Source organism: Pseudomonas sp. S2_F07, assembly GCF_054668325.1.
The window spans coordinates 2,512,576-2,536,058 of the sequence record NZ_CP162758.1 but is presented as its reverse complement, the minus strand read 5'-3'; the positions used below and the strand labels follow the sequence as shown (position 1 = coordinate 2,536,058).

The 23,483-nt window shown below is 60.3% G+C and carries 17 protein-coding genes and 2 pseudogenes; 3 read left to right on the top strand and 16 right to left on the bottom strand.

Annotation, left to right across the window (positions count from 1 at the left end; all coding sequences use genetic code 11):
* Positions 1-180: 180 nt before the first annotated feature.
* The 10 genes from gcvT to arcD (AB4O40_RS11245) form a co-directional block, all read right to left on the bottom strand.
* The gene (gene gcvT / locus AB4O40_RS11290) at positions 181-1,305 is read right to left on the bottom strand and encodes a glycine cleavage system aminomethyltransferase GcvT (protein WP_460054506.1); all 1,125 of its coding nucleotides are present in this window, start codon (positions 1,303-1,305) and stop codon (positions 181-183) included.
* A 36-nt stretch (positions 1,306-1,341) separates the two neighbouring features.
* The gene (locus tag AB4O40_RS11285; protein WP_056726010.1) at positions 1,342-2,718 is read right to left on the bottom strand and encodes an L-serine ammonia-lyase; all 1,377 of its coding nucleotides are present in this window, start codon (positions 2,716-2,718) and stop codon (positions 1,342-1,344) included.
* A 186-nt stretch (positions 2,719-2,904) separates the two neighbouring features.
* Complete coding sequence (gcvP, locus tag AB4O40_RS11280; protein ID WP_056726007.1) at positions 2,905-5,772, bottom strand: aminomethyl-transferring glycine dehydrogenase; 2,868 nt, start codon at positions 5,770-5,772, stop codon at positions 2,905-2,907.
* An 11-nt stretch (positions 5,773-5,783) separates the two neighbouring features.
* Positions 5,784-6,167, bottom strand: a complete 384-nt coding sequence (gcvH, locus tag AB4O40_RS11275) for a glycine cleavage system protein GcvH (RefSeq protein ID WP_008047373.1) — start codon at positions 6,165-6,167, stop codon at positions 5,784-5,786.
* A gap of 456 nt (positions 6,168-6,623) precedes the next feature.
* Positions 6,624-8,132, bottom strand: a complete 1,509-nt coding sequence (locus AB4O40_RS11270) for a sigma-54-dependent transcriptional regulator (RefSeq protein WP_056726005.1) — start codon at positions 8,130-8,132, stop codon at positions 6,624-6,626.
* Between the two features lie 174 nt (positions 8,133-8,306).
* Entirely contained in the window at positions 8,307-8,669 is a 363-nt protein-coding gene (locus AB4O40_RS11265) for a DUF5064 family protein (protein WP_056726002.1), read from the bottom strand.
* Between the two features lie 63 nt (positions 8,670-8,732).
* Positions 8,733-9,662 (bottom strand): carbamate kinase, encoded by a 930-nt coding sequence (gene arcC, locus AB4O40_RS11260; protein ID WP_046042230.1) that lies wholly within the window; start codon positions 9,660-9,662, stop codon positions 8,733-8,735.
* A 136-nt stretch (positions 9,663-9,798) separates the two neighbouring features.
* On the bottom strand, positions 9,799-10,809 hold the full coding sequence (locus AB4O40_RS11255) for an ornithine carbamoyltransferase (protein WP_056726000.1): 1,011 nt from the start codon (positions 10,807-10,809) through the stop codon (positions 9,799-9,801).
* Positions 10,810-10,890: 81 nt separating this feature from the next.
* Positions 10,891-12,147 carry an arginine deiminase gene (gene arcA, locus AB4O40_RS11250; RefSeq protein WP_056725998.1) on the bottom strand — a complete coding sequence of 419 codons (1,257 nt, stop codon included), beginning with the start codon at positions 12,145-12,147 and terminating at the stop codon, positions 10,891-10,893.
* 51 nt (positions 12,148-12,198) lie between these two features.
* On the bottom strand, positions 12,199-13,626 hold the full coding sequence (gene arcD, locus AB4O40_RS11245; protein ID WP_056725997.1) for an arginine-ornithine antiporter: 1,428 nt from the start codon (positions 13,624-13,626) through the stop codon (positions 12,199-12,201).
* Between the two features lie 440 nt (positions 13,627-14,066).
* Here arcD (AB4O40_RS11245) and arcD (AB4O40_RS11240) point away from each other — a divergent pair, with 440 nt between their 5' ends.
* Positions 14,067-15,494 (top strand): arginine-ornithine antiporter, encoded by a 1,428-nt coding sequence (gene arcD / locus AB4O40_RS11240; RefSeq protein ID WP_056725995.1) that lies wholly within the window; start codon positions 14,067-14,069, stop codon positions 15,492-15,494.
* Positions 15,491-16,354, top strand: coding sequence for a DNA-3-methyladenine glycosylase family protein (locus tag AB4O40_RS11235; RefSeq protein ID WP_460054514.1), 864 nt, complete (start codon positions 15,491-15,493; stop codon positions 16,352-16,354). The genes arcD (AB4O40_RS11240) and AB4O40_RS11235 overlap by 4 nt, the downstream gene beginning before the upstream one ends.
* A 143-nt stretch (positions 16,355-16,497) precedes the next feature.
* Here the strand turns inward: AB4O40_RS11235 and AB4O40_RS11230 are convergent, their stop codons facing one another.
* The 3 genes and pseudogenes from AB4O40_RS11230 to AB4O40_RS11220 form a co-directional block, all read right to left on the bottom strand.
* On the bottom strand, positions 16,498-17,847 hold the full coding sequence (locus AB4O40_RS11230) for a CoA transferase (protein WP_460160149.1): 1,350 nt from the start codon (positions 17,845-17,847) through the stop codon (positions 16,498-16,500).
* Positions 17,848-17,928: 81 nt separating this feature from the next.
* Positions 17,929-18,459, bottom strand: a pseudogene (locus AB4O40_RS11225) (methyl-accepting chemotaxis protein); the annotation flags it as partial.
* A 375-nt stretch (positions 18,460-18,834) separates the two neighbouring features.
* A pseudogene (locus AB4O40_RS11220) lies at positions 18,835-19,803 on the bottom strand (methyl-accepting chemotaxis protein); the annotation flags it as partial.
* A gap of 646 nt (positions 19,804-20,449) precedes the next feature.
* On the opposite strand from AB4O40_RS11220, the gene AB4O40_RS11215 reads away from it, so the two are divergent.
* A complete protein-coding gene (locus AB4O40_RS11215) occupies positions 20,450-21,316 on the top strand; it encodes a hypothetical protein (RefSeq protein ID WP_156385801.1) in 867 nt (288 codons plus the stop codon).
* 61 nt (positions 21,317-21,377) lie between these two features.
* Here AB4O40_RS11215 and AB4O40_RS11210 read toward each other — a convergent pair whose 3' ends face one another.
* The 3 genes from AB4O40_RS11210 to AB4O40_RS11200 all read right to left on the bottom strand — a co-directional run bounded on the left by AB4O40_RS11210 (position 21,378) and on the right by AB4O40_RS11200 (position 23,446).
* Positions 21,378-22,112: a hypothetical protein gene (locus AB4O40_RS11210; protein ID WP_156385799.1), complete on the bottom strand. Its 735-nt coding sequence runs from the start codon at positions 22,110-22,112 to the stop codon at positions 21,378-21,380.
* A 147-nt stretch (positions 22,113-22,259) separates the two neighbouring features.
* Complete coding sequence (locus AB4O40_RS11205; RefSeq protein WP_460054523.1) at positions 22,260-22,649, bottom strand: YbaN family protein; 390 nt, start codon at positions 22,647-22,649, stop codon at positions 22,260-22,262.
* 188 nt (positions 22,650-22,837) lie between these two features.
* A complete protein-coding gene (locus tag AB4O40_RS11200; RefSeq protein WP_460054526.1) occupies positions 22,838-23,446 on the bottom strand; it encodes a biliverdin-producing heme oxygenase in 609 nt (202 codons plus the stop codon).
* Between the last annotated feature and the right edge of the window lie 37 nt (positions 23,447-23,483).

Below are 23,483 nucleotides of genomic sequence, written 5' to 3'. Positions count from 1 at the left end.
TTGCTGGCAAAGTCAGTCCACTAGTGGGGCCTTATTCTCTAACCTCGTTCAATTGTTTTCGATCGTTATAAGCAAAGTTCATAATCGAAGCTTAGAGCCAAACATTGCACTGTTTTATGGCGGTTGCGTTACACATTAGTGCACAGTTAACGCAACCGCGTTACTTATAGGAACAGTCAATCAACCACGATAGTAGCGTTGTGGAACAAATGGCATTTTGCTTACAAGCAAAGGCACCTTTTTCCCACGAACGATTGCCCAGACCGGTGTGTCCAGTGCGATGTAGGCGCTGTCGACATAACCCATGGCCAGCGGCCCACCCAGGGTCGGCCCGAAACCACCGCTGCAGACGCTGCCGATGATGTCGCCGGCTTCGTTGACGATCTCGGCGCCTTCACGCACGGGTGTACGTTCCTGTGGTAGCAGACCTACACGTTTGCGGTTCACGCCTGCCTGTTGCTGGGCAAATACGGTTTCGGCGCCAGGGAAGCCGCCGGCCCGTGCGCCATCAGCGCGACGTGGCTTGGAGATTGCCCACAGCAGGCTTGCCTCGATCGGGGTGGTGTCGGTGTTCATGTCATGGCCGTACAGGCACAGGCCGGCTTCCAGGCGCAGGGAGTCACGAGCGCCAAGGCCGATGGCGGCCACTTCCGGTTCGGCCAGCAGGGCACGAGCCAGGGCTTCGGCGTTGGCGGCGGGTACGGAAATTTCATAGCCGTCTTCACCGGTGTAACCCGAACGGCTGACAAAGCAGTCCACGCCCAGCAGTTTCACGCGGGCGAACTGCATGAAGGTCATCTTTGCCACTTCCGGCGCCAGACGCGCCAGTACAGTGACTGCCGCCGGGCCTTGCAGGGCGAGCAGGGCACGCTCTTCGAACAGCGGCTCGATGCTGCACTGGTCGCCGATGTGCTTGCGAAGGTGGGCCAGGTCCTGATCCTTGCAGGCGGCGTTGACCACCAGGAACAGTTCGTCGTTACCCAGGTTGGCGACCATCAGGTCGTCGAGGATGCCGCCGGTCTCGTTAGTGAACATGGCGTAACGCTGCATGCCCACTGGCAGGTTGATGATGTCCACCGGCACCAGGCTTTCCAGGGCTTTGGCGGCATTGGCGCCGGTCAGGCGGATCTGGCCCATGTGCGAGACATCGAACAGCCCGGCCTGGTCGCGGGTGTGCTGGTGTTCTTTCATCACGCCCAGCGGGTACTGCACGGGCATGTCGTAGCCGGCGAAGGGCACCATGCGGGCGCCGAGTTCAATGTGCAGTGCGTGCAACGGAGTTTTCAACAGTTGTTCGGTGGACATATTCAGCTCCTGAAGAAGGGTGCAGATGAGCGCGCATCAGCACTCGATAATGTTGACCGCCAAACCGCCACGGGCGGTTTCCTTGTATTTGCTTTTCATGTCGGCGCCGGTCTGGCGCATGGTGCGGATGACCTTGTCGAGGGAGACGAAGTGTTGTCCGTCGCCGCGCAGAGCCATGCGCACGGCATTGATGGCCTTGACCGAACCCATGGCGTTGCGCTCGATGCAAGGCACTTGCACCAGCCCGCCAATCGGGTCGCAGGTCAGTCCGAGGTTGTGTTCCATGCCGATTTCCGCGGCGTTTTCCACTTGTTGCACAGTGCCGCCAAGCACTTCGCACAAGGCGCCGGCGGCCATCGAGCAGGCGACGCCGACTTCACCCTGACAGCCGACTTCGGCGCCGGAGATGGAGGCGTTTTCCTTATACAGAATGCCGATGGCCGCGGCGGTCAGCAGGAATCGCACCACGCCGTCGTCATTGGCGCCGGGGATAAAGCGCATGTAGTAGTGCAATACCGCTGGAATGATCCCCGCCGCACCGTTGGTGGGCGCCGTTACGACGCGCCCGCCGTTGGCGTTCTCCTCGTTGACCGCCAGGGCGTAGAGGTTGACCCAGTCCAGCACCGACAACGGGTCGCGCAACGACGATTCCGGGTTCTTGCACAACTGCCGATGCAGCGCGGCGGCCCGGCGCTTGACCTTCAAACCGCCGGGCAGGATGCCTTCATTGCGGCATCCGGCGGCGACGCAGTCCTGCATCACTTGCCAGATTTTCAGCAGGCCGGCGCGGGTTTCCGCTTCCGGGCGCCAGGCGCTTTCGTTGGTCAGCATCACCTGGCTGATCGACAGCCCGTATTTGACGCAATGACCGAGAAGATCCTTGGCACTCTTGAACGGAAAGGTCAGGGGGGTGGCGTCTTCGACGATGCGGTCGGCGCCGGCGGCGTCCTCATCGACCACAAAACCGCCGCCGACCGAGTAGTACTCGCGGCTGCGGATCTGCAGGCCCGCTGCGTCGAAGGCGCGAAAAATCATGCCGTTGGGGTGATAGGGCAACGGTTTGCGAATCATCGCCAGGTGTTCTTTCTCGTTGAACGCAATGCTGTGTTCACCGAGCAGGTTCAAGCGGCCGTTGCTGCGAATCTCTTGCAGGCGCGCAGCGACGGTTTCTGTATCCACGGTGTCCGGGTGTTCGCCTTCCAGGCCCAGCAGCACAGCCTTGTCACTGCCGTGGCCTTTGCCGGTGGCACCGAGCGAGCCGTACAGCTCGACTTTGACGCAGGTGGTGGCCGTCAGCAGCCCTTCACGGCGCAGGCCTTCGGCGAAACGCACAGCGGCGCGCATCGGGCCGACGGTGTGGGAGCTTGAGGGGCCGATGCCAATCTTGAACAGGTCGAACACGCTTAACGACATGGTGGTTCTCCGGTTTCTTGTTATAGGCGTATCACGGGAGATGCTTTGCGTAGGAGCTGCCGCAGGCTGCGATCTTTTGATCCTGTTTTTTCAAGATCAAGATCAAAAGATCGCAGCCTGCGGCAGCTCCTACAGGAGGTTTGCGGTGTTCTTGAGTGGGGCGGATCAATCCGCCCCCTCATTCGTTTAAGCGTAGCTTTCGATCGACGGGCAGGCGCAGACCAGATTGCGGTCGCCAAACACGTTGTCGACGCGACCGACCGGCGGCCAGTACTTGCCTTCGATCAGCGACGCAACCGGGTACACCGCTTGCTCACGGCTGTACGGGTGCGACCACTCGCCCACCAGCTCCTTGGCGGTGTGCGGCGCGTTTTTCAGCGGGTTGTCGTCCTTGTCCAGGGTGCCGTTTTCCACTGCGCGGATTTCTTCGCGGATGCGGATCATGGCGTCGCAGAAGCGGTCCAGTTCTTCCTTGGATTCACTTTCGGTCGGTTCGATCATCAACGTGCCGGCCACCGGGAACGACATGGTCGGTGCGTGGAAGCCGAAGTCGATCAGGCGCTTGGCGACGTCATCGACGCTGATGCCGCTGCTGTCTTTCAGTGGACGCAGGTCGAGGATGCACTCGTGCGCCACCAGGCCATTGCTGCCGGTGTACAGAACCGGGTAGTGCTCTTCGAGGCGACGGGAGATGTAGTTGGCATTGAGGATCGCCAGCTGCGAAGCACGCTTGAGGCCCGCGCCACCCATCATACGAATGTACATCCAGGTGATCGGCAGGATGCTCGCGCTGCCGAACGGTGCCGCGCAAACGGCGCCTTCCTTGCGCTCCATCTGGGCGTGGCCTGGCAGGAAGGGTGCCAGGTGCGATTTCACGCCGATCGGGCCGACGCCCGGGCCGCCACCGCCGTGTGGAATGCAGAAGGTCTTGTGCAGGTTCAGGTGCGATACGTCGCCGCCGAACTTGCCCGGCGCGCAGAGGCCGACCATGGCGTTCATGTTGGCGCCGTCAATGTACACCTGGCCGCCGTTGTCATGAACGATGCCGCAGATTTCGCGGATGCCTTCTTCGAACACGCCGTGGGTGGACGGGTAGGTGATCATCAGTGCGGCGAGGTGTTCGCGGTGCTCGATCGCCTTGGCGCGCAGGTCTTCGATGTCGACGTTGCCACGGGCATCGCAGGCGGTGACGACGACACGCATGCCGGCCATCTGTGCGGTGGCCGGGTTGGTGCCGTGGGCCGACGACGGGATCAGGCAGATGTCGCGACGGTCTTCGCCACGGCTCTGGTGGTAGGCACGGATCGCCAGCAGACCTGCGTATTCACCCTGGGAGCCGGCGTTCGGTTGCAAGGATACCGAGTCGTAGCCGGTGGCAGCGCAAAGCATCGCTTCCAGCTCGTCGGTCAATTGCTGGTAGCCGGCGCTTTGCTCGGCCGGGGCGAACGGGTGCAGGGCGCCGAACTCGGCCCAGGTCACCGGGATCATTTCGCTGGCGGCGTTGAGTTTCATGGTGCACGAACCCAGCGGGATCATGGTGCGGTCCAGCGCCAGGTCCTTGTCCGCCAGTTTGCGCAGGTAGCGCATCAGCTCGGTTTCCGAGTGATAGCGGTTGAACACCGGGTGGCTGAGAATCGGCGACTGACGCACCAGCGCGGCCGGAATGGTGCTGGTGACCGAGGCGGCGAGGGCGGCGAAGTCCGGCAGGGCCTTGCCGTCGGACAGCAGGCTCCACAGGGTTTCAACGTCGGCCTGGGTGGTGGTTTCGTCCAGGGACAGGCCCAGGCGTTCGCCATCGACCACGCGCAGGTTGATGCGCTGGGCGTGTGCCTTGTCGTGCAGGGCGGTGGTTTGCGCGCCGGTCTTCACGGTCAGGGTGTCGAAGAAACTCGCTTGTTCGACGTTCAGGCCCAATGCGCTCAAGCCTTTGGCCAGGATCGCGGTCAGGTGATGTACGCGGTTGGCGATCTGCGTCAGGCCTTTCGGACCGTGGTACACGGCGTACATGCTGGCGATGTTGGCCAACAGCACTTGCGCGGTGCAGATGTTCGACGTGGCTTTCTCGCGACGGATGTGTTGCTCGCGGGTCTGCATGGCCAGGCGCAGGGCCGGGTTGCCGAAACGGTCTACGGAAACACCGACCAGTCGGCCCGGCATGTCACGCTTGAATGCGTCCTTGGTGGAGAAGTAAGCCGCGTGCGGGCCACCGAAGCCCAGTGGCACGCCGAAGCGCTGTGCGCTGCCGATAGCCACATCGGCGCCGAATTCGCCCGGTGCGGTCAGCACGGTCAGGGCCAGCAGGTCGGCAGCCACGGCAACGAGGGCGTTGGCGGCGTGGAAGCGTTCGGTCAGCTCGCGGTAATCGAACACGTCACCGTTGCTCGCCGGGTATTGCAGCAGCGCGCCGAAGAATGGCGTTACGTCAGTCAGTTCGCGCTCGTCGCCAACCACCACGTCGATGCCCAAAGGCTCGGCACGGGTGCGCAGTACGTCGAGGGTTTGCGGGTGGCAATGCACGGAGGCGAAGAATGCGTGGCTGCCCTTGTTCTTGCTCAGGCGCTTGCAGAAGGTCATGGCTTCGGCCGCGGCGGTGGCTTCGTCCAGCAGCGAGGCGTTGGCGATCGGCAGGCCGGTCAGGTCGCTGATCAGGGTCTGGAAGTTCAGCAGCGCTTCGAGACGGCCCTGGGAGATTTCTGGCTGATACGGGGTGTAGGCGGTGTACCAGGCCGGGTTTTCCAGCAAGTTGCGCAGGATCGGCGACGGCGTGTGGGTGCCGTAGTAACCCTGGCCGATGAAGGTCTTGAACAACTGGTTTTTAGTCGCGATGGACTTGATCAAGGCCAGGGCATCGGCTTCGCTCAAGCCGTCTTCCAGGCCGAGGACGCTGGTGCCCTTGATGCTGTCGGGAATCACGCTGGCGCTCAGGGCTTCCAGGGAGTCGAAACCGAGGCTGTTGAGCATGGCTTGCTCGTCACCGGCGCGCGGGCCGATGTGACGTGCGATGAATTCGTTGGCGGTACTTATGTTTACAACGGCAGGATTAATCTGGGTCATGTCAGTGCTCCTCAGGCTTCGGCTTGGGCTTTGATAAGACGGTCGTAGGCGTCCTGATCCAGCAGTTGGGCGACTGCCGAGGCGTCGCTTGGCTGGAAGCGGAAGAACCAGCCTTCACCCAGCGGATCTTCGTTGACCAGTTCAGGGCTGCTGTCCAGCGCCGGGTTCACTTCCAGCACTTCGCCGTCCAGCGGCATGTACACGCCGCTGGCAGCCTTTACCGATTCCACGGTGGCGGCTTCGGCGCCTTTGTCGTAGGACTGCAGCTCAGGCAGTTGAACGAAAACCACGTCGCCCAGGGCGTTCTGTGCGAAAGCGGTGATGCCGACCGTGACGCTGCCGTCAGCTTCGGTGCGCAGCCATTCGTGATCTTCAGTAAAACGCAACTCGCTCATGGAAACTCCTAAGGGGCCAGACTCGTCTGGTGGACGCGATTGAATGCTTGGGCAATGCCCGGTTTATGTGGGAGTACATAGCAAGAACGCGGCCAACGTTATTTTTATTGTTATTGATCAATGATTTAGGTGGTTTCGACAAAGGCTGAAAATCAATCGTTGTAGCGAAATCGATACGGCATATGTCAATGATAAAAGCCGAGGTGGATCAAAGCCTTGCACAGCCGTGATCGGAGAGGGGTGTAGCGATATCGTTCCGCTGTAGCGCTTTCAGTACAGGTGGAGGTCGTTTTTAAACAGGTGAAGAAGTTTTCGAAGTGACAATCCGTTCCGTAGGAGCTGCCGCAGGCTGCGATCTTGTCGCAGGCACCATAAGATCAAAGTCAAAAGATCGCAGCCTGCGGCAGCTCCTACACAGGTTGGTGTACACAGCCCACCATCTGTCGACGCAAGGCTTCAAGTCTTGTTGGGAATCCCGTACTTGCGCAACCGGTGGGCAATCGCCGTGTGGGAGGTTTGCAGGCGGGTCGCAAGTTGTCGGGTCGAGGGATAGCTGGCGTAGAGCTTTTCCAGCAGGGTTTTCTCGAACTCGTCCATGGCCTGTTCCAGGCTGTCGACGTCATGGTCGCCCTGGCGGGCCACCGAGGTGCCGGCGATGTCGAGGTCGCCGATGTCCACCAGGCTGCTTTCGCAAATCGCCGCGGCGCGGAAGATCACGTTCTGCAATTGCCGCACGTTGCCCGGCCAGCGGTTGCCCAGCAGCGCCGGGTAAGTGCCCGGCGCCAGGCGACAGGTCGGGCGCTGGATCTGCGCACAGGCCTGCTGCATGAAGTAGCGGGCCAGCAGCAGGATGTCCTGGCCGCGCTCGCGCAGGGGCGGCACTTCGACGTTGAGGACGTTGAGGCGGTAGAACAGGTCTTCGCGGAACAGCCCTTCGCTGACCATCTTCTCCAGGTCGCGGTGGGTGGCGCTGAGGATCCGTACGTTGACCTTGACCTCACGGTCGCCGCCGACCCGGCGAAAACTGCCGTCGTTGAGGAAACGCAGCAATTTGGCCTGCAAGTACGGCGACATCTCGCCGATCTCGTCGAGAAACACCGTGCCCTGGTTGGCCAGTTCCATCAGCCCCGGCTTACCACCCCGTTGTGCGCCGGTGAAGGCGCCGGGGGCGTAGCCAAACAGTTCACTTTCGGCGAGGTTCTCTGGCAATGCCGCGCAGTTCAACGCCAGAAAGGGGGAGCTGTGCCGGGCGCTGATGGCGTGGCAGGCGCGGGCCACCAGCTCCTTGCCGGTGCCGGTTTCGCCCTGGATCAGCAGCGGTGCATCGAGGGCCGCCACCCGCTGGGCGCGCGCCTTGAGGGTGCGGATCACCGGGGACTCGCCGAGCAAGGCATCGAAACCTTCGGCGTGGTCATGGTGCAGCGCGGAAAGGCGTTCGCCGATGCGGTTCGGTTGGTACAGGGTCAGCAGGGCGCCGGCGTCGGTGATCGGCGTGGCGTCGAGCAACAGGGTCTGGCCGTTGACGGTAATTTCCCGCAGCGGCAGGCGAAAGCCGTGTTCGAGCAGGGCGTCGAGCAACGCCGGGTCGGCAAACAGGTCGCCCACGCTTTCACCGTCCGGTTCGCGACCGTACAGGGCGATCAGGGCCGGGTTGGCCAGCAGCACCTTGCCGTCGCTGTCCAGTGCCAGCACCGGGTCGGTCATGGCTGCCAGCAAGGCGTCGAGCTGCAAGTGCCGGCGCTGGCCGGGCAGGATGTCGACCACCGTCACCGCTTGCACGCCACGCACGCTGAACAGGGCATCGCGCAGTTCCTCGAGGACTTGCGGGCTCAGGGTCGGGGCGTCGATATAGACATTGGGCGGGACCATTTCCACCGCATCCAGGTTCAGATTGCGCCCGCCGAGCAGGGCCAGGACTTCCTGGGTGATACCGACGCGATCGATGAAGCTGACGTGGATACGCATGGGGCGGTCTTGGGGTCTGCAGTGCGAAGGGTGGCAAGTATGCCTTGGAGGAGGGGGCAGGTGAAATGTCGATGGGGTATGGCTTGAAAAGATCGCAGCCTTCGGCAGCTCCTACGCCGAACGCATTCCCCTGTAGGAGCTGCCGAAGGCTGCGATCTTTTGATCTTCCAAACGTTATTCCAGGTGCTCGGGTTTGACCGGGTCGCCCGATTTCATGTTCAACTGCACCCGCACGTCTTCGAACATTGCGTCGTAATGTTTGTGGATCGAACCGATGTTGCTATGGGTTTTCGGGATGCCATGCTTCTCGGCAATCTTGGTGACGTTGCTGGCGAAGTTGTAGGCCATGTCCTTGGGCAGGAAGAACGTCTCGCTCATGTCCTTGCCCTGGATGTTGCCGTGCATCTTGAACTGCATCCCCTTGCCTTCCTTGGGATCCTGGGCGATTTCATAGTCGATGCAGATGTTGTAGCTGACGTCATCCTTGTTCAGCGCGTGTCGCTCGATGTGCAGGTGACCCGGCTCGAACGTTGCCATTGTTGACTCTCCTTCAAAAGATCTTGAATCAGGGCAAGCCTCAGGCCTGCCCCGCAGTTTCGTTTACTGATAGCTGATGCCCGGTGTCGCCGTACTGATGCGCGTGCCGGCCTTGCCCTGGACGATCGCTTCGATGTCCGCGAGCGAACCGATCACTGCGACTTTCCCAGTATGGCGTGCGAATTCGCAGGCTGCCTGCACCTTCGGTCCCATGGAGCCGGCGGCGAAGCCGAGTTTTTCCATTTCGTCGGGGTGGGCCTGGGCGATGGCTTTCTGCGTGGGTTTGCCAAAGTCGATGAAGGCGGCGTTGACGTCGGTGGCGATCACCAGCAGATCGGCTTCAAGCTGTTCGGCCAGCAGCGCCGAGCACAGGTCCTTGTCGATGACCGCTTCGACGCCCTCGAGTTTGCCGGGCGAGGTATACATGGTCGGAATGCCGCCACCGCCGGCGCAGATCACGATGCTGCTTTTTTCCAGCAGCCATTTGATCGGGCGGATTTCGAAGATGCGCTTCGGTTTCGGGCTGGCGACCACGCGACGGTATTTGTCGCCGTCCGGGGCAATGGCCCAGCCTTTCTCGGCGGCCAGTGCTTCGGCCTCATCCTTGGTATAGACAGGGCCGATGGGTTTGGTGGGGTTCTTGAAGGCCGGGTCATTGGCATCGACTTCGACCTGGGTCAGCAAGGTCGCGAAGGGCACTTCGAAGTCCAGCAGGTTGCCCAGTTCCTGTTCGATGATGTAGCCGATCATGCCTTCGGTTTCGGCACCGAGCACGTCCAGCGGGTAGGGCGAAACCGAGGTGTAGGCCGCCGCCTGCAGAGACAGCAGGCCGACCTGAGGGCCATTGCCGTGGGCGATGACCAATTGGTTGCCGGGATGGATCTTGGCGATCTGTTCGGTGGCGATCCGGATGTTGGCGCGCTGGTTGTCAGCGGTCATGGGTTCGCCCCGGCGGAGCAGGGCATTACCGCCCAGAGCAACGACGATACGCATGGTGCAGTCCTTCTAGAGTAGGAGCTGCCGAAGGCTGCGATCTTTTGATCTTGCTACTGATCTTCAAAGATCAAAAGATCGCAGCCTTCGGCAGCTCCTACGGGTCAGTGAGCGATCAAGAGGACATGATCAGCCGTTATAGATCCGCCAGCGTCGACACCAGAATCGCCTTGATGGTGTGCATGCGGTTTTCCGCTTGCTCGAAGGCGATGCAGGCCGGCGACTCGAACACGTCATCGGTCACTTCGATGCCGTTGTTCAGGAACGGGTACTGCTCGGCAATCTGCTTGCCGATCTTGGTGTCGCTGTTGTGGAACGCCGGCAGGCAGTGCATGAACTTGGTGCGCGGATTGCCGGTGGCTTTCATCAGTTCGGCGTTGACCTGATACGGCAGCAGTTGCTGGATGCGCTCGGCCCAGGCTTCGACCGGCTCGCCCATCGACACCCAGACGTCGGTGTGGATGAAGTCCACGCCCTTGACCGCGGCTTTCGGGTCTTCGGTGAGGGTGATGCGCGCGCCGCTTTCTTCGGCGTACTGTTTGCAGCGAGCCACCAGGTCGTCCGCCGGCCACAGGGCTTTTGGCGCGCAGATGCGCACGTCCATGCCGAGCTTGGCGCCGATCAGCAGCAGGGAGTTGCCCATGTTGTTGCGCGCGTCGCCCAGGTAGACGTAGCTGATCTCGTGGATCGGCTTGTCGGCGTGCTCGCGCATGGTCAGCACGTCGGCGATCATTTGTGTCGGGTGATACTCGTCGGTCAGGCCATTGAACACCGGTACGCCGGCGAACTTGGCCAGCTCCTCGACGATTTCCTGTTTGAAGCCACGGTACTCGATAGCATCGTACATGCGCCCGAGTACGCGGGCGGTGTCCTTCATGCTTTCCTTGTGGCCGATCTGCGAGGAGTTCGGGTCGATGTAGGTGACGTTGGCGCCCTGGTCATAGGCTGCAACTTCGAACGCGCAGCGGGTGCGGGTCGAGGTTTTTTCGAAGATCAGCGCGATGTTGTTGCCCTTGAGATGCTGCTGTTCGGTACCGGTGTACTTGGCACGCTTGAGGTCGCGGGACAGGTCGAGCAGGTAGCGCAATTCGCGAGGAGTGTGGTGTTCCAGGCTCAGCAGATTGCGGTTATGGATATTGAACGCCATTTTGGATCTCCTAAGGTGTCGGTTATCCCCTTGGCCTGCGCATGCCCTTGGGTAGAGGGCAGCGCGGGCCAAGGTAATAGGTTAGTAGTCAATCGGGTCGCGGATGATCGGGCAGGTCATGCAATGGCCGCCGCCCCGTCCCCGGCCGAGTTCGCCGGCGCTGATGGTGATCACTTCCACACCGGCCTTGCGCATCAGGGTGTTGGTGTAGGTATTGCGGTCGTAGCCGATGACCACGCCCGGCTCCACGGCCACTACGTTGTTGCCGTCGTCCCATTGCTCGCGTTCGGCGGCGAAACTGTTGCCGCCGGTTTCCACCACGCGCAACGCCTTGAGGTTCAGGGCCTGGGCCACGGTGTCGAGGAAGTTGGTTTCTTCTCGGCGGATGTCGATGCCACCGGCCTTGCTTTCATCGGGACGCAGGGTGAAGGCGACAATCTGGTTCACCACTTCCGGGAAGATCGTGACGAGGTCGCGATCGCAGAAGCTGAACACGGTGTCCAGGTGCATCGCCGCGCGGGATTTCGGCAGGCCGGCAACGATCACTTTCTCGACCGCCTTGTTTTTGAACAGGTTCACCGCCAGTTGGGCAATGGCCTGGCGCGACGAACGCTCGCCCATGCCGATCAACACCACACCGTTGCCGATCGGCATCACGTCGCCACCCTCAAGGGTGGAGTTGCCGTGGTCTTTGTCCGGGTCGCCGTACCAGATCTGGAAGTCGGCGTTGGTGAACTCGGGGTGGAACTTGTAGATGGCGGTGGTCAGCAGGGTTTCCTGACGGCGCGCCGGCCAGTACATCGGGTTGAGGGTGACGCCGCCGTAGATCCAGCAGGTGGTATCGCGGGTGAACTGGGTGTTTGGCAGCGGCGGCAGGATGAAGCTGGAGTGGCCGAGGAAGTCGCGGAACATCTCGATGGCCTTGCCGCCGAAACTGGTGGGCAAATCGTCACCCGATACGCCGCCGATCAGGAACTCGGCGATGTGACGTGGCTCCAGGCTGCGCAGCCACGACGCGGTTTCGTTGATCAGGCCCAGGCCCACCGAGTTGGCGGTGATCTTGCGTTCCAGAATCCAGTCCAGGGCTTCGGGAATGGCGACGATGTCGGTCAGCAGGTTGTGCATTTCCAGTACATCGACGTTGCGTTCGCGCATCTTGGTAACGAAGTCGAAGTGGTCGCGCTTGGCCTGGGCCACCCACAGCACATCGTCGAACAGCAGTTCATCGCAGTTGTTCGGGGTCAGCCGCTGATGGGCCAGGCCTGGGGAGCAAACCATGACTTTGCGCAGTTTGCCGGCTTCGGAATGGACGCCGTACTTAACTTTTTCCGTGGTCATTACAGTGATCCTCCAGATGACAAAACAGGGTTGTGCTTCTAGAAACAGGAGTTAAAGGGTCAGGAAGCCGTCATAGAGGCCGTAGGCCGCCACCACGGCGCCGACGACCACCGCAGCGAAAATCAGCTTCTCGACGTTGGTGAAAACCGGTTTGTTGATTTCCAGCTTGGCCTTTGCAAAAAGGATCACGCCGGGGGCGTAGAGCAGGGCGGACAGCAACAGGTATTTGGTGCCGCCGGCGTACAGCAGCCAGATCGCGTAGATCAGGGCCACGGCACCGATGATGAGATCCTTCTGCCGCTCGCCCGCCGCGCCTTCGTAGCTTTCGCCACGCACCGCCAACAGCAACGCATAGGCCGCCGACCACAGGTACGGCACCAGGATCATCGAGGTGGCGAGGTAGATCAGCGACAGGTAAGTGCTGGCCGAGAACAGCGTGATGATCAGGAAAACCTGGACCATGGCGTTGGTCAGCCACAGGGCATTGACCGGTACGTGGTTGGCGTTTTCCTTGCGCAAAAACGCCGGCATGGTGTGGTCCTTGGCGGCGGCGAACATGATCTCCGCGCACAACAGCACCCACGACAGCAGCGCCCCCAGCAACGAGATGATCAAACCGACACTGATCAGCACCGCGCCCCAGTGACCGACCACGTGTTCCAGCACGGCGGCCATTGACGGGTTCTGCAGTTTGGCCAGTTCCGGCTGGGTCATGATCCCCAGCGACAGCACATTCACCAGGACCAAAAACAGCAGCACGGTGACGAAGCCGATCACGGTGGCTTTACCCACGTCACTGCGTTTTTCCGCCCGGGCCGAAAAGATGCTCGCGCCTTCGATGCCGATGAACACCCACACGGTGACCAGCATCATCTTGCGCACCTGGTCCATCACGCTGCCCAGGTCCGGGTTCTTCAGGCCCCAGATGTCAGCGGTGAAGATGTCCAGTTTGAAGGCGAACAAGGCGATCAGCATGAACAGTAGCAGCGGCACGATCTTGGCGACGGTGGTCACCAGGTTGATGAACGCTGCTTCCTTTATTCCTCGCAGTACGAGGAAATGCACGGCCCAGAGCAGCACCGAGGCACCGATCACGGCAGCAGGGGTATTCCCCTCCCCAAATAGCGGAAAGAAATAGCCGAGCGTGCTGAACAACAAGACGAAGTAACCGACGTTGCCCAGCCAGGCACTGATCCAGTACCCCCAGGCGGACGAGAAGCCCATGTAGTCGCCGAAACCGGCCTTGGCGTAGGCGTAGACCCCGCCATCAAGATCGGGTTTGCGATTGGCCAGGGTCTGGAACACGAACGCCAGGGTGAGCATGCCAACGGCAGTGATCGCCCAACCGATCAGAATGGCGCCGACATCCGCGCTGGCGGCCATGTTTTGTGGCAGGGAAAAGATCCCGCCACCAATCATCGAACCCACGACTAACGCGACCAGCGCGCCGAGTTTGAGTTTTCCGGGAGCTTCAGACATTGCATGACTCCAATGCAGGAGAAGAGAAACAACAGACTAATTCCGTTGAATATCAAATCAGCTGACTTAGATCACAAAATGAGAGCTTTTCCAGTTTTTAGCGAAGTGCCATCATTTGCAGGGCGGCTGTCTGTAATGCTTGTTCTAGAGCCTTTTGTGGATTATTTAAGTACTTTTAGAATTTGTTTCGAATTATGACGCTAGTTGGTTTTTCAAAAATCGCAACTTTTCCTCGCGGGTTTTTTGTACAAAATTGATGTATTGGAAAAACCTATACAACAAATGATTATATCGGTGCCTCTAATAGCCGTTTTGTGCAAGTAAAAGACCTATGTTGGCGTTATCCAATAAACGTTATTACTCTTCAACAGTTTAATTGACGCCCGTTATGTGACGATCTCGCGGCAGTTGTCGCCCCTCAGAAAAATGGAGATGCAACGATGGCGCAATCACCGAACAAGCTTCGCCTGAGCGCCTTGATCGCGTTGGTGGTGGGTTCGATGATCGGTGGCGGGATTTTTTCCCTGCCGCAAAACATGGCGGCCAGGGCCGATGCCGGGGCGATCCTGATCGGTTGGGCAATCACCGCCGTCGGCATGCTGACCCTTGCGTTCGTGTTCCAGACCCTGGCCAATCGCAAGCCGGAACTGGACTCCGGGGTGTACGCCTATGCCAAGGCCGGGTTTGGCGACTACATGGGCTTTTCTTCGGCCTGGGGCTACTGGATCAGCGCCTGGCTGGGTAACGTCGGCTATTTCGTGCTGCTGTTCAGCACCCTCGGTTATTTCGTTCCGGTCTTTGGTGAAGGCAACACGCCGATCGCCATCGTCTGCGCTTCGGTGCTGCTCTGGACCGTGCATTTTGTGGTGATGCGCGGGATCAAGGAGGCGGCGTTCATCAACCAGGTGACCACGGTGGCGAAGATCGTGCCGCTGATCATGTTCATTGTGATCGCCGCCGTGGCGTTCAAGGCGGACATCTTTACCCTCGATATCTGGGGACGCAACAACCCGGAATTCGGCAGTGTGATGGATCAGGTTCGACACATGATGCTGGTCACCGTGTTCGTGTTCATCGGTATCGAGGGCGCCAGTGTCTATTCGGCCCGGGCAGAGAAACGCTCCGACGTGGGCCGCGCGACGGTGATCGGGTTCATTGGGGTATTGGCGCTGCTGGTGCTGGTGAACGTGCTGTCGCTGGGGATCATGACCCAGCCGCAACTGGCGAAACTGCAGAACCCCTCGCTGGCGGCGGTGCTTGAACATATCGTCGGCCCTTGGGGGGCGTTGCTGATCAGCGTCGGCCTGGCAATTTCGCTGTTGGGGGCCTTGTTGTCCTGGGCGCTGCTGTGCGCCGAAATCCTGTTCGCCACGGCGAAAGACAAGACCATGCCGGCATTCCTGACCAAGGAAAACGCCAACCGTGTGCCAGTCAATGCGATGTGGCTGACCAACTCGATGATCCAGTTGTTCCTGCTGATCACGCTGTTTTCCGCCAGCACCTACACCAGCCTGATTTATCTGGCGTCCTCGATGATTCTGGTGCCGTACCTGTGGTCGGCGGCCTATGCGGTGTTGTTGTGCGCACGGGGTGAAACCTACCAACAGGCACCCGCCGAACGGATCAAGGACCTGCTGATCGGTGGCATCGCCCTGGGCTACGCGGTGTGGCTGCTGTATGCCGGCGGCCTGAAGTATTTGCTGCTGTCGGCGTTGCTGTATGCGCCGGGTGTGATCCTGTTTGCCAAGGCTCGTAACGAGCAGGGCAAGCCGCTGTTCACGGTGGTCGAGAAAGGCATTTTCACCTGTGTCATCGGGGGGGCGGGGCTGGCGGCTTATGGGTTGTACAGCGGGGTGCTCAGCCTGTGAGGGTGTTGCTGGCGTACCAGCCGCCCTATGACTGGCCGGCGTTGCTGGGGTTCTTGTCGGCGCGGGCGATCGTGGGTCTGGAAAGGGTGGTCGAGGGTGTCTACTCGCGCAGCATCGACTTGCATGGCGTACACGGTACGTTTTCGATCCAGCCTGCCGCATCCGATGCGCTTGAGCTGACCCTGGACTTTCCGGATGCTGGTGCCGTACCCGAGATCGTTGCGCGAGTGCGGCGAATGTTCGACCTGGATGCCGACCTGTCCACGATTCACCGGCACCTGGCGGTTGATCCGTTGATGGCGCGGTTGATTGCCGAACGCCCGGGCCTGCGCGTACCGGGAGCGTGGGATGGGCTGGAACTGGCGATCCGCGCGGTACTGGGGCAGCAGATTACGGTGGTGGCGGCGATCCGGTTGGCGGGCAAACTGGTAGCGCGGTACGGCACACCGTTAAATTCAGCATTGCCGGGAGTGACCCATGTTTTTCCCCAGGCCAGGGTTTTGGCAGACGCAGATCTGGCGACGCTGGGCATGCCGAAAAGCCGAGGCCGGACCTTGTCGGGGGTGGCTCAGGCATTGCTCGATGATCCGCGATTGTTTGAGCCCGGCCGGGAAGGGGGCATAGCGCGGTTGCTGGCCTTGCACGGGATTGGTGACTGGACGGCGCAATACATTGCCTTGCGTCAGTTGCGAGAGATGGACGGGTTTCCCAATGGTGATGTGGGGCTGATCAATGCGCTGGCGGCACTGGAGGGTGGGCCGGTGACAGCGAAGCAGTTGCTGTTGCGGGCTGAAGGATGGCGGCCTTATCGAGGGTATGCGGCGCAGGTGCTGTGGACTTCCTTGAGTCGGGTGGACTGAGCTGATCTGGTTTTTGTGTTGCTGTTTCTGGCGCCATCGTCGGAACGCCGCCCGGAGCAAGCTCGCTCCCACATTTGATCGCGATCGTCAGGAAAAATGCGGTCCCTGTGGGAGCGAGCTTGCTCGCGATGGCGATCTGACGGTCACCACCACTGCGCGCGATGTGAACCCAAATCAGTTGCTGGCAAAGTCCATTGCAACGGTGTCTCCGTCATCTTAAGCGGCACATGCAACCGATGCGCCGGTCCCCGGGGTGTTTGCTCAACCTGTATCCCCTGATCGTTTTGATCCTCTGCCCGCAACGGCTCATCGGACCCGGCCCCAGCCTCGATCAACAACCTCGCCGTACGCGCCAACGACAATCGCGCCGAACCCCCCGTACCGTCGTTCAACCGCTGCGCCAACAACCTGATCGCACTGGCCGCCATCAAGTACCCGGTGGCGTGATCGAGGGCTTGCACCGGCAGTGGCGTCGGCTTGTCCGCCTGCTTCCAGCGCATGCCCGCTTCGGCAATGCCACTGCTCATCTGCACCAGGCTATCGAAGCCCCGTCGGTTTTGCCAAGGGCCGCTCCAGCCATAGGCGTTGAGGCAAACATCGATCAGGTCGGGGTTCAGTTGCCGGCGTTCATCCATGCCCAGACCAAGTCGCTCCAGCGCATCGGCGCGATAGCCGTGGAGCAGAATGTCGGCGTCCTTGAGCAGACATTCGAATACAGCGCGATCGGGGCTGTCGTTCAGATCAAGACGCGCGCAACGTTTTCCCAAGGTGAGCTCCGGTACCACCCCGGGCTCGTTCCAGGTCGGCGGATCGATGCGCAAGACATCGGCGCCCAGGCCTGCCAGAAAGCGGCTGGCGATGGGACCTGCCAGTACTCGGGTCAAGTCCAGCACCTTGATGCCGGCCAGCGGGCGAGCCACTGAACCAGTCCAGGGTTTGCGGCTCTGGCCTGGGTGGTTGGCGAACAGAACCAAGGGTTCGGAATTCACTGCCTGGCCTTGAGGATGGACCTGCCATTGTTCCCAGGTGCGCATTTCGGCAGCGCAACCACCGGCATTGACCACCGCCTGCTCCAGCTCGCTTTTTGTCCATCGGGCCACTTGGCTGGCCATCGCTGCGCGGTCGATACAGTGGCCGAGCACGCTTTCGGCAGCGGCGCGGTGATGGGGTGCGTTGGTGTGCAGGCGAATCCAGCCATCGCGGGTGGCGTAGTCACCGGCCACTGGGTCCCACAACGGCGGAACGCTCCAGCCAAGCGGACGAATCGAGGTTGCGAACCAGAATGATGCGAGGCGTCGGTCGACCTCAAGGTCGGGCAGGTGCCCGGTTTGCTGGTGCAGCAGTTCGCTGACGGCCTGGCCTGCGGCAGCGATGCCGGCGCAGGCCAGATCCGTGACGGCAAACGCCGAGGGCAGGGCGCCGCTGGACGTGAATGGAATCGGGGTGTGAGGCAAACCGAGTGCGGCTTGAATGGACGTGAGCAGATCAGTCATCGAAGGGCCCTCCGGAGCGAGAGCCCGATCTTAGATCAAATCAGGTGACAAGCCCGCTCCCACATTTATCGGTGGTGCTTCCTAAACGCGGAACTGATCCATCAACTTCATCTGGTGGGTGGTCAGGGCGTTGAGTTGGCTGCTGATCTGCGCCGACTCGGTGGCCTGGCCGGTCAGGGTTTCGGTGACGGTGCGGATCGCCGAGACATTGCGGTTGACCTCTTCGGCGACGGCGCTTTGCTGTTCGGCGGCGCTGGCGATTTGCAGGTTCATGTCGCTGATCACGGTGACCGCGTCGCTGATCTTGCCCAAGGCCTGGACCGCCTGCTGGATCTGTCCGGCGTTGCTGTGGGCTTGGGTCTGGCTTGAGTGCATGGTGGCGACCACGCCGCGGGTTCCGGACTGGATGCGTTCGATCACCAGGCGAATTTCTTCCACCGAGTCCTGGGTACGCTTGGCCAGATTGCGCACTTCATCGGCGACCACCGCGAATCCCCGGCCGCTTTCACCGGCACGGGCGGCTTCGATGGCGGCGTTGAGCGCCAGCAGGTTGGTTTGTTCGGCGATACTGCGAATCACCTCCAGCACCGAACCGATCTGCTCGCTGTTGACCGCGAGGGCTTCGACTTCGGTCACGGCCTTGCTGACCTCTTCGGCCAGTTGATTGATGTCGCGGGTGCTGCGTTCGATGATCGACATGCCGTCGCGGGCCGACTGGTCGGCACCCTTCGCCGCGTTGGCCGCGTTCGAGGCGCTGTTGGCGACGTCGTGGGCGGTGGCGCTCATTTCGTTGGATGCGGTGGCGACCTGGTCGATTTCGCGGAATTGCACCTGCATGCCTTCACTGGTCTGGCGGGCGATTTCCGAAGACTGGTCGGCGGTGCCTCGGGCATCGGTGATGCTTTGCTTGATCTGCGCGATGGTCGGTTGCAGCTTGTCGAGGAAGCGGTTGAACCAGCTCACCAGTTCGCCCAGTTCGTCCTTCTTGCTGTAGTGCAGGCGCTGGGTCAGGTCGCCGTCGCCGCTGGCAATCGCCTTGAGCATGTCGGCCACGCTGTTGATCGGGCGGGTCACGCCGGACGCGGTGAGCCACATCAGCAACAGCCCGAGCAGACCGGCAATCACTGCCACCGACAGCGCCTTGAGCGTGCCGCTTTGCTGGGCATCGTCGAGTACCGCTTGCAGCTTCACCGAGTCGGCCAGCAGCACTTGCCGGGGCAGGTCGATCACCACGGCCCAGGCCTTGGCGTCGGCAATCGGGCTGACCGGGTACACCGCGCGGATCAACTCGCCTTGCTGGAGAATCTTCGGCGCGCCATTGCCGAGCAATTGCAGGATGTCCTTGCCATCGCCGCCCAGGGTGTCGCCGATGTTCTTGCCGACTTTGCCGGCATCGACACTGTAGGCGGCCAGCACGCCAGTGCCGGAAACGATCAGCATGTGCCCGGCACTGTTGAACAGGTCGCGCTGGGAGTCGACCGCCGCCGCTTGCAGGGCGTCGAGGGCGATGTCGATACCGACCACGCCGATGGACTTGCCATCCACCAGCAGCGGTACGGAAATGGTGGTCATCAACATTTCCTTGTTGCCGACCGTATCGGCATAGGGGTCGAGCAGGCAGATGCGCTTGCTGTCCCGCGGACAGGTGTACCAGACGTTGTACGGCGTACCGCTGAGGTTCAGGGTAGTCTTGGTCATGTCCTCTTCGACCATGATCGTGTTGAGGGCATCACCCCCGGCGCGGCTCCAGTACGTGGCGAAACGTCCGATCTCGTTGGATTGGCGGGCGGCGTCATTGACGAACTCGCTGTCCTTGCCATCCAGGCCGTTGGGTTCGAACGCCAGCCAGATCCCCAGCACCTTGCTGTTGCGCTCGAACGCGGTTTTCAGGCTCTGGTTCAACTCTTCACGCAGGGCGCCGGGTTCGAGGGCGCGCTTGGCGGCCAGGTTGCGCATGTCCTGGATCTGGTCCGCGAGAGCGGTCACCACCGTCAGGGTTTCACCGAAGGTCTTCTGCACCCGCACGGCTTGCTCGGCGGCCTTGGCCTGGAGCAGGTCCTGCACACTGGCGGTGAGCATCCTGCTGCTGGAATCGCTGACCAGGTCATCGTTCTGATTGGTCTGATAGATGTTCATGCCCACTATCAAGGCGACTACGCCCAGCAGGCACAGACCGGACAGCAGGACGATTTTCAGGCGGATGGACAGTGAGTCGAACATAGGGCGAGCTCGCGAATGGATGAAGTGTTGGCTGTGGGCCGTCGCGGCTCACTCGCTAAATCCATTTAGCGCCGATCAATGCACATCGGCGTGGCGATGAGGTTACATGAGGGGCATCCCGACGAACGGTAATGGTTGAACGTTTGCGCAGGAAAATGTGCCGAAAATGGGGGTGAAAAGAGGAAAAAAGCGCGGGAGCGTTCAGGGTGGTTACGCCAAGGATTCCGGCTTCGAGCCGCCCTGAGTGAAACTCACGAAATACATATGTACCGCTTCTCATTAAGGGCAGACCGCTTAAATACGCGGGCCACCTCGGTGGAACGATTGCGGAAGTTTTCGGATCCGGCATCTGACAGAAAATAATGAGAAGGACTTCATGTGTATGACTTGTTTTAAAGGGATAGGGTTTCGCTCGGTAGCATTGTTTTGGGGGATGTTATTGGCGGCAGGGACGGCACCTGCGATGTCTTTTCTGAACTCGGCCGCAGTTTCGGGTATCGCGTCCCAAATAACCCCGGCGGCCACGGTACTGCCGGACAAACTGAACACCCTCAAGGAAAGTCTGGCTGACGAAGCGGATGTGAAACATTACAGCTTCGTGGCTGTGCGGGGCCAAGATGTGTTGATCCATGCGGGTGACACGAAAGGCGGGCCATTGATGTTGGAATACAATCGCAACGGACGCTGGGCTGCTATTCCTTGGGGGGCACCTTTCACTGTGTCTGGCCTGAAGCCGAATGAGGAAGTTCAGGTTCGCATCTCGAAAAAGCCGTCTGCTCCCTTCGTAGCGGGTGATATCTACAAGCTCGAGTTTGGCTCAGCGCCTTACTACACCGACAGTCGTGTCCAGGGCGATACCGGTGATCTGCGGCACTACTGGGCGACTACGCAGGCCTACCGAGTCTTGAATTGGTCGGTCCGGTTGAGTGATTCGACAGGACAGCCGGTCGAAGGTGCTACCGCCACTTTGAAGTTGGACAAAGGGACGGATAAGACCCCATACGACCTTGTAACGGATGTTACCGGTAATGCCATGGGTGTCGTTCAGTTGGGCGGGTGTTATGGGCAGCTGAAGTCTGAGCCTTTCTGGACCAGCAGTGGCAAGTATCGATATAAGTGGGAAGTTGAATATAACCTGGGACATTGGTTGATCCAGATTCAAGGCAAAGAGGCGTCGGGGGTGGGAGGACACAACGTACCGAATGTTTCATTCGCACATATATGTTATCAGAATATGTTGCGTAACTAAGCCTGTCAGGTCCCCGGCAAAGCGCACATATATGTTCGCTTTGCCGGGTTTTATCGAACGATCAGGCCTCGATGTGCAGGCCCTGTTTTTTCTCGATCGGATTCTTCTCGGCCTTTTTATGCAATTGATCCAGCCAGGAGTCTGGACTTTCCAAGTCCAGCGCACCTTTATTCAGCAGTAATCCATAGTCAATCATCTTGTGGAAGTTGCTCAGGTCCAGTTTTACCTTGCCCTCAAACTGTGGCTTATCCAGCTGAGTCAACTCGATTACGGCCTTGGCGTGCTTGAGGGTCAGGGGTTGCAAGCCTTTGGCCTCGTTCAACAGGGTATTCAATATTTCCTCATCCCTGGCAGTCAGGGTGTCGGGGGGCGAAGTGACTTTCAACTGCCCGTCTTCGGCCACGGTGAAGCCCATTACGTTATGGGCCAGACCAGACCATTTGCTTTGCAGGTCTTTTTTGAAGTCGGAGTAAATCCCTTCCATTCTTTTGAGCACCAGATCTGCCTGGAATGCATGATGTCTAATCATTGAATTTCTAAAGCTTTCTATCAGAGGGGGGAGGTCATAGAACCCGCTAAGTGATTCGAGCGAATTCAAAAAATCATCCACCTCATTCAGTTTTTCGCTGCTGAGATTTCTAGCTACACCTTGAGGCGCTCGGAGTTTCTCGATGGTCAACCTTAACCTGTCATCCATTACCGAAATGTCGAATTTCTCAGGCTGGGCTTTTTCCGTGTTCGCTTTCAATGTTTGCGGATACGGAACTTGAAAAGATGCAGCGGCACTTACATTCATGTCAGCTTCTCGTCGTGGGGTTTCATAGTGCTTAACGGCCAACCCCGGAAATGGATGACCTGATAAACACGTAGGAGAAATCCGAACAGGAAGTAGGTACTTTCAAGTGCGCTGTTGTTGGCAACTACAGGGCGACTTGAAGAGGCTTCAGGTGACTTGCGGCAGTGATTCCGGCCGTGACCAGATCCACAGGTTGCCCAGCCCCATCCCGGCAATCGCCAGGTAAATCGGCCAGCCGTGATCGAGCATCACCAGCATCAGACCGGCACACAACAGCATGCTGACCGTGGCGCTGACTTTTGCCCGACGCGCGATGATCTTGCCGTTGCGCCAGTTATGGAGGATAGGGCCGAACAGCCGGTGGTTTTCCAGCCAGGCGCTCAGGCGCGGCGAACTGCGGGTCGCGGCCCAGGCGGCCAGCAGGATGAACTCGGTGGTTGGCAGGCCGGGTATGACGATGGCGATCAGGCCGATGCCCAGGCTGACATAGGCCAGCGGGCCGAAGAGGACGCGGGAGAGTTTTGAAGAGGCAGGCATGGGTTCAAGGCAACACGTGAGGCGAATCGAAATCCTGAAGACTTGCTTCGTCCAATGTGGGAGCGGCGGTGCGGCGATCCGACTTGCTCGCGAAGGCGGTCTGACATTCAAAAAACATGTCGACTGATACTCCGCTTTCGTCGGAACGCCGCCCGGAGCAAGCCCGCTCCCACAGGGACAGCGGTGTGTCAGGCGACTTCCGGCGCGCTGGCGTAAGCCTGCTCCAGCAACACGGTAAACCGGTTGAACGCGTCGATGGCGCCTTTTTCCACTTCGGCTTCTTCCTGGGTGCTGAATGCCAGGCCGTCCAGGGTCTGGACGAAGCGCTTCCAACCTTCAGCGCGGCCACCGGCCGGTTCGCCGAGGTGGCGGGCGCCGAAGGTTTCGCTCAGGCCAAGGCCCACGGCACGCTTGATCAGGAACGCCGCACCGAGCTTCGAGCCTTCCGAAACAAAGATCCAGCCCAGGGCTTCGGCCTTGGTCGGGTTCTTCAGTGCACCGGCCACAGGTGTCGGCACGTCGGTGTCCAGGTCCGCGAGGTCGGCCCCGGCGGCATCGGCACGGCAGCGGGCCGGCAGATCCGGGACGATGGCGGTCAGTTCGGCATCGTTGTACAGCGACACCAGTTCCGACTGGAACAGGTACTGCGCTACCACGAAGCGGGCGAAATTGGCCGGGGTTTCAAACGGGGAGTGGGCCTTGACCAGGGCATCGAGCTTGCTGTGCGGCTCGTTGGTGATCTGGTTCAAACGCTGTGAGCGCAGGTTGGGGCGTTGTTCGGTGGCCTGGGTAGTCATGGCAATTCCTTGGAGAAAGAAGAGGCGCTTGGTAACG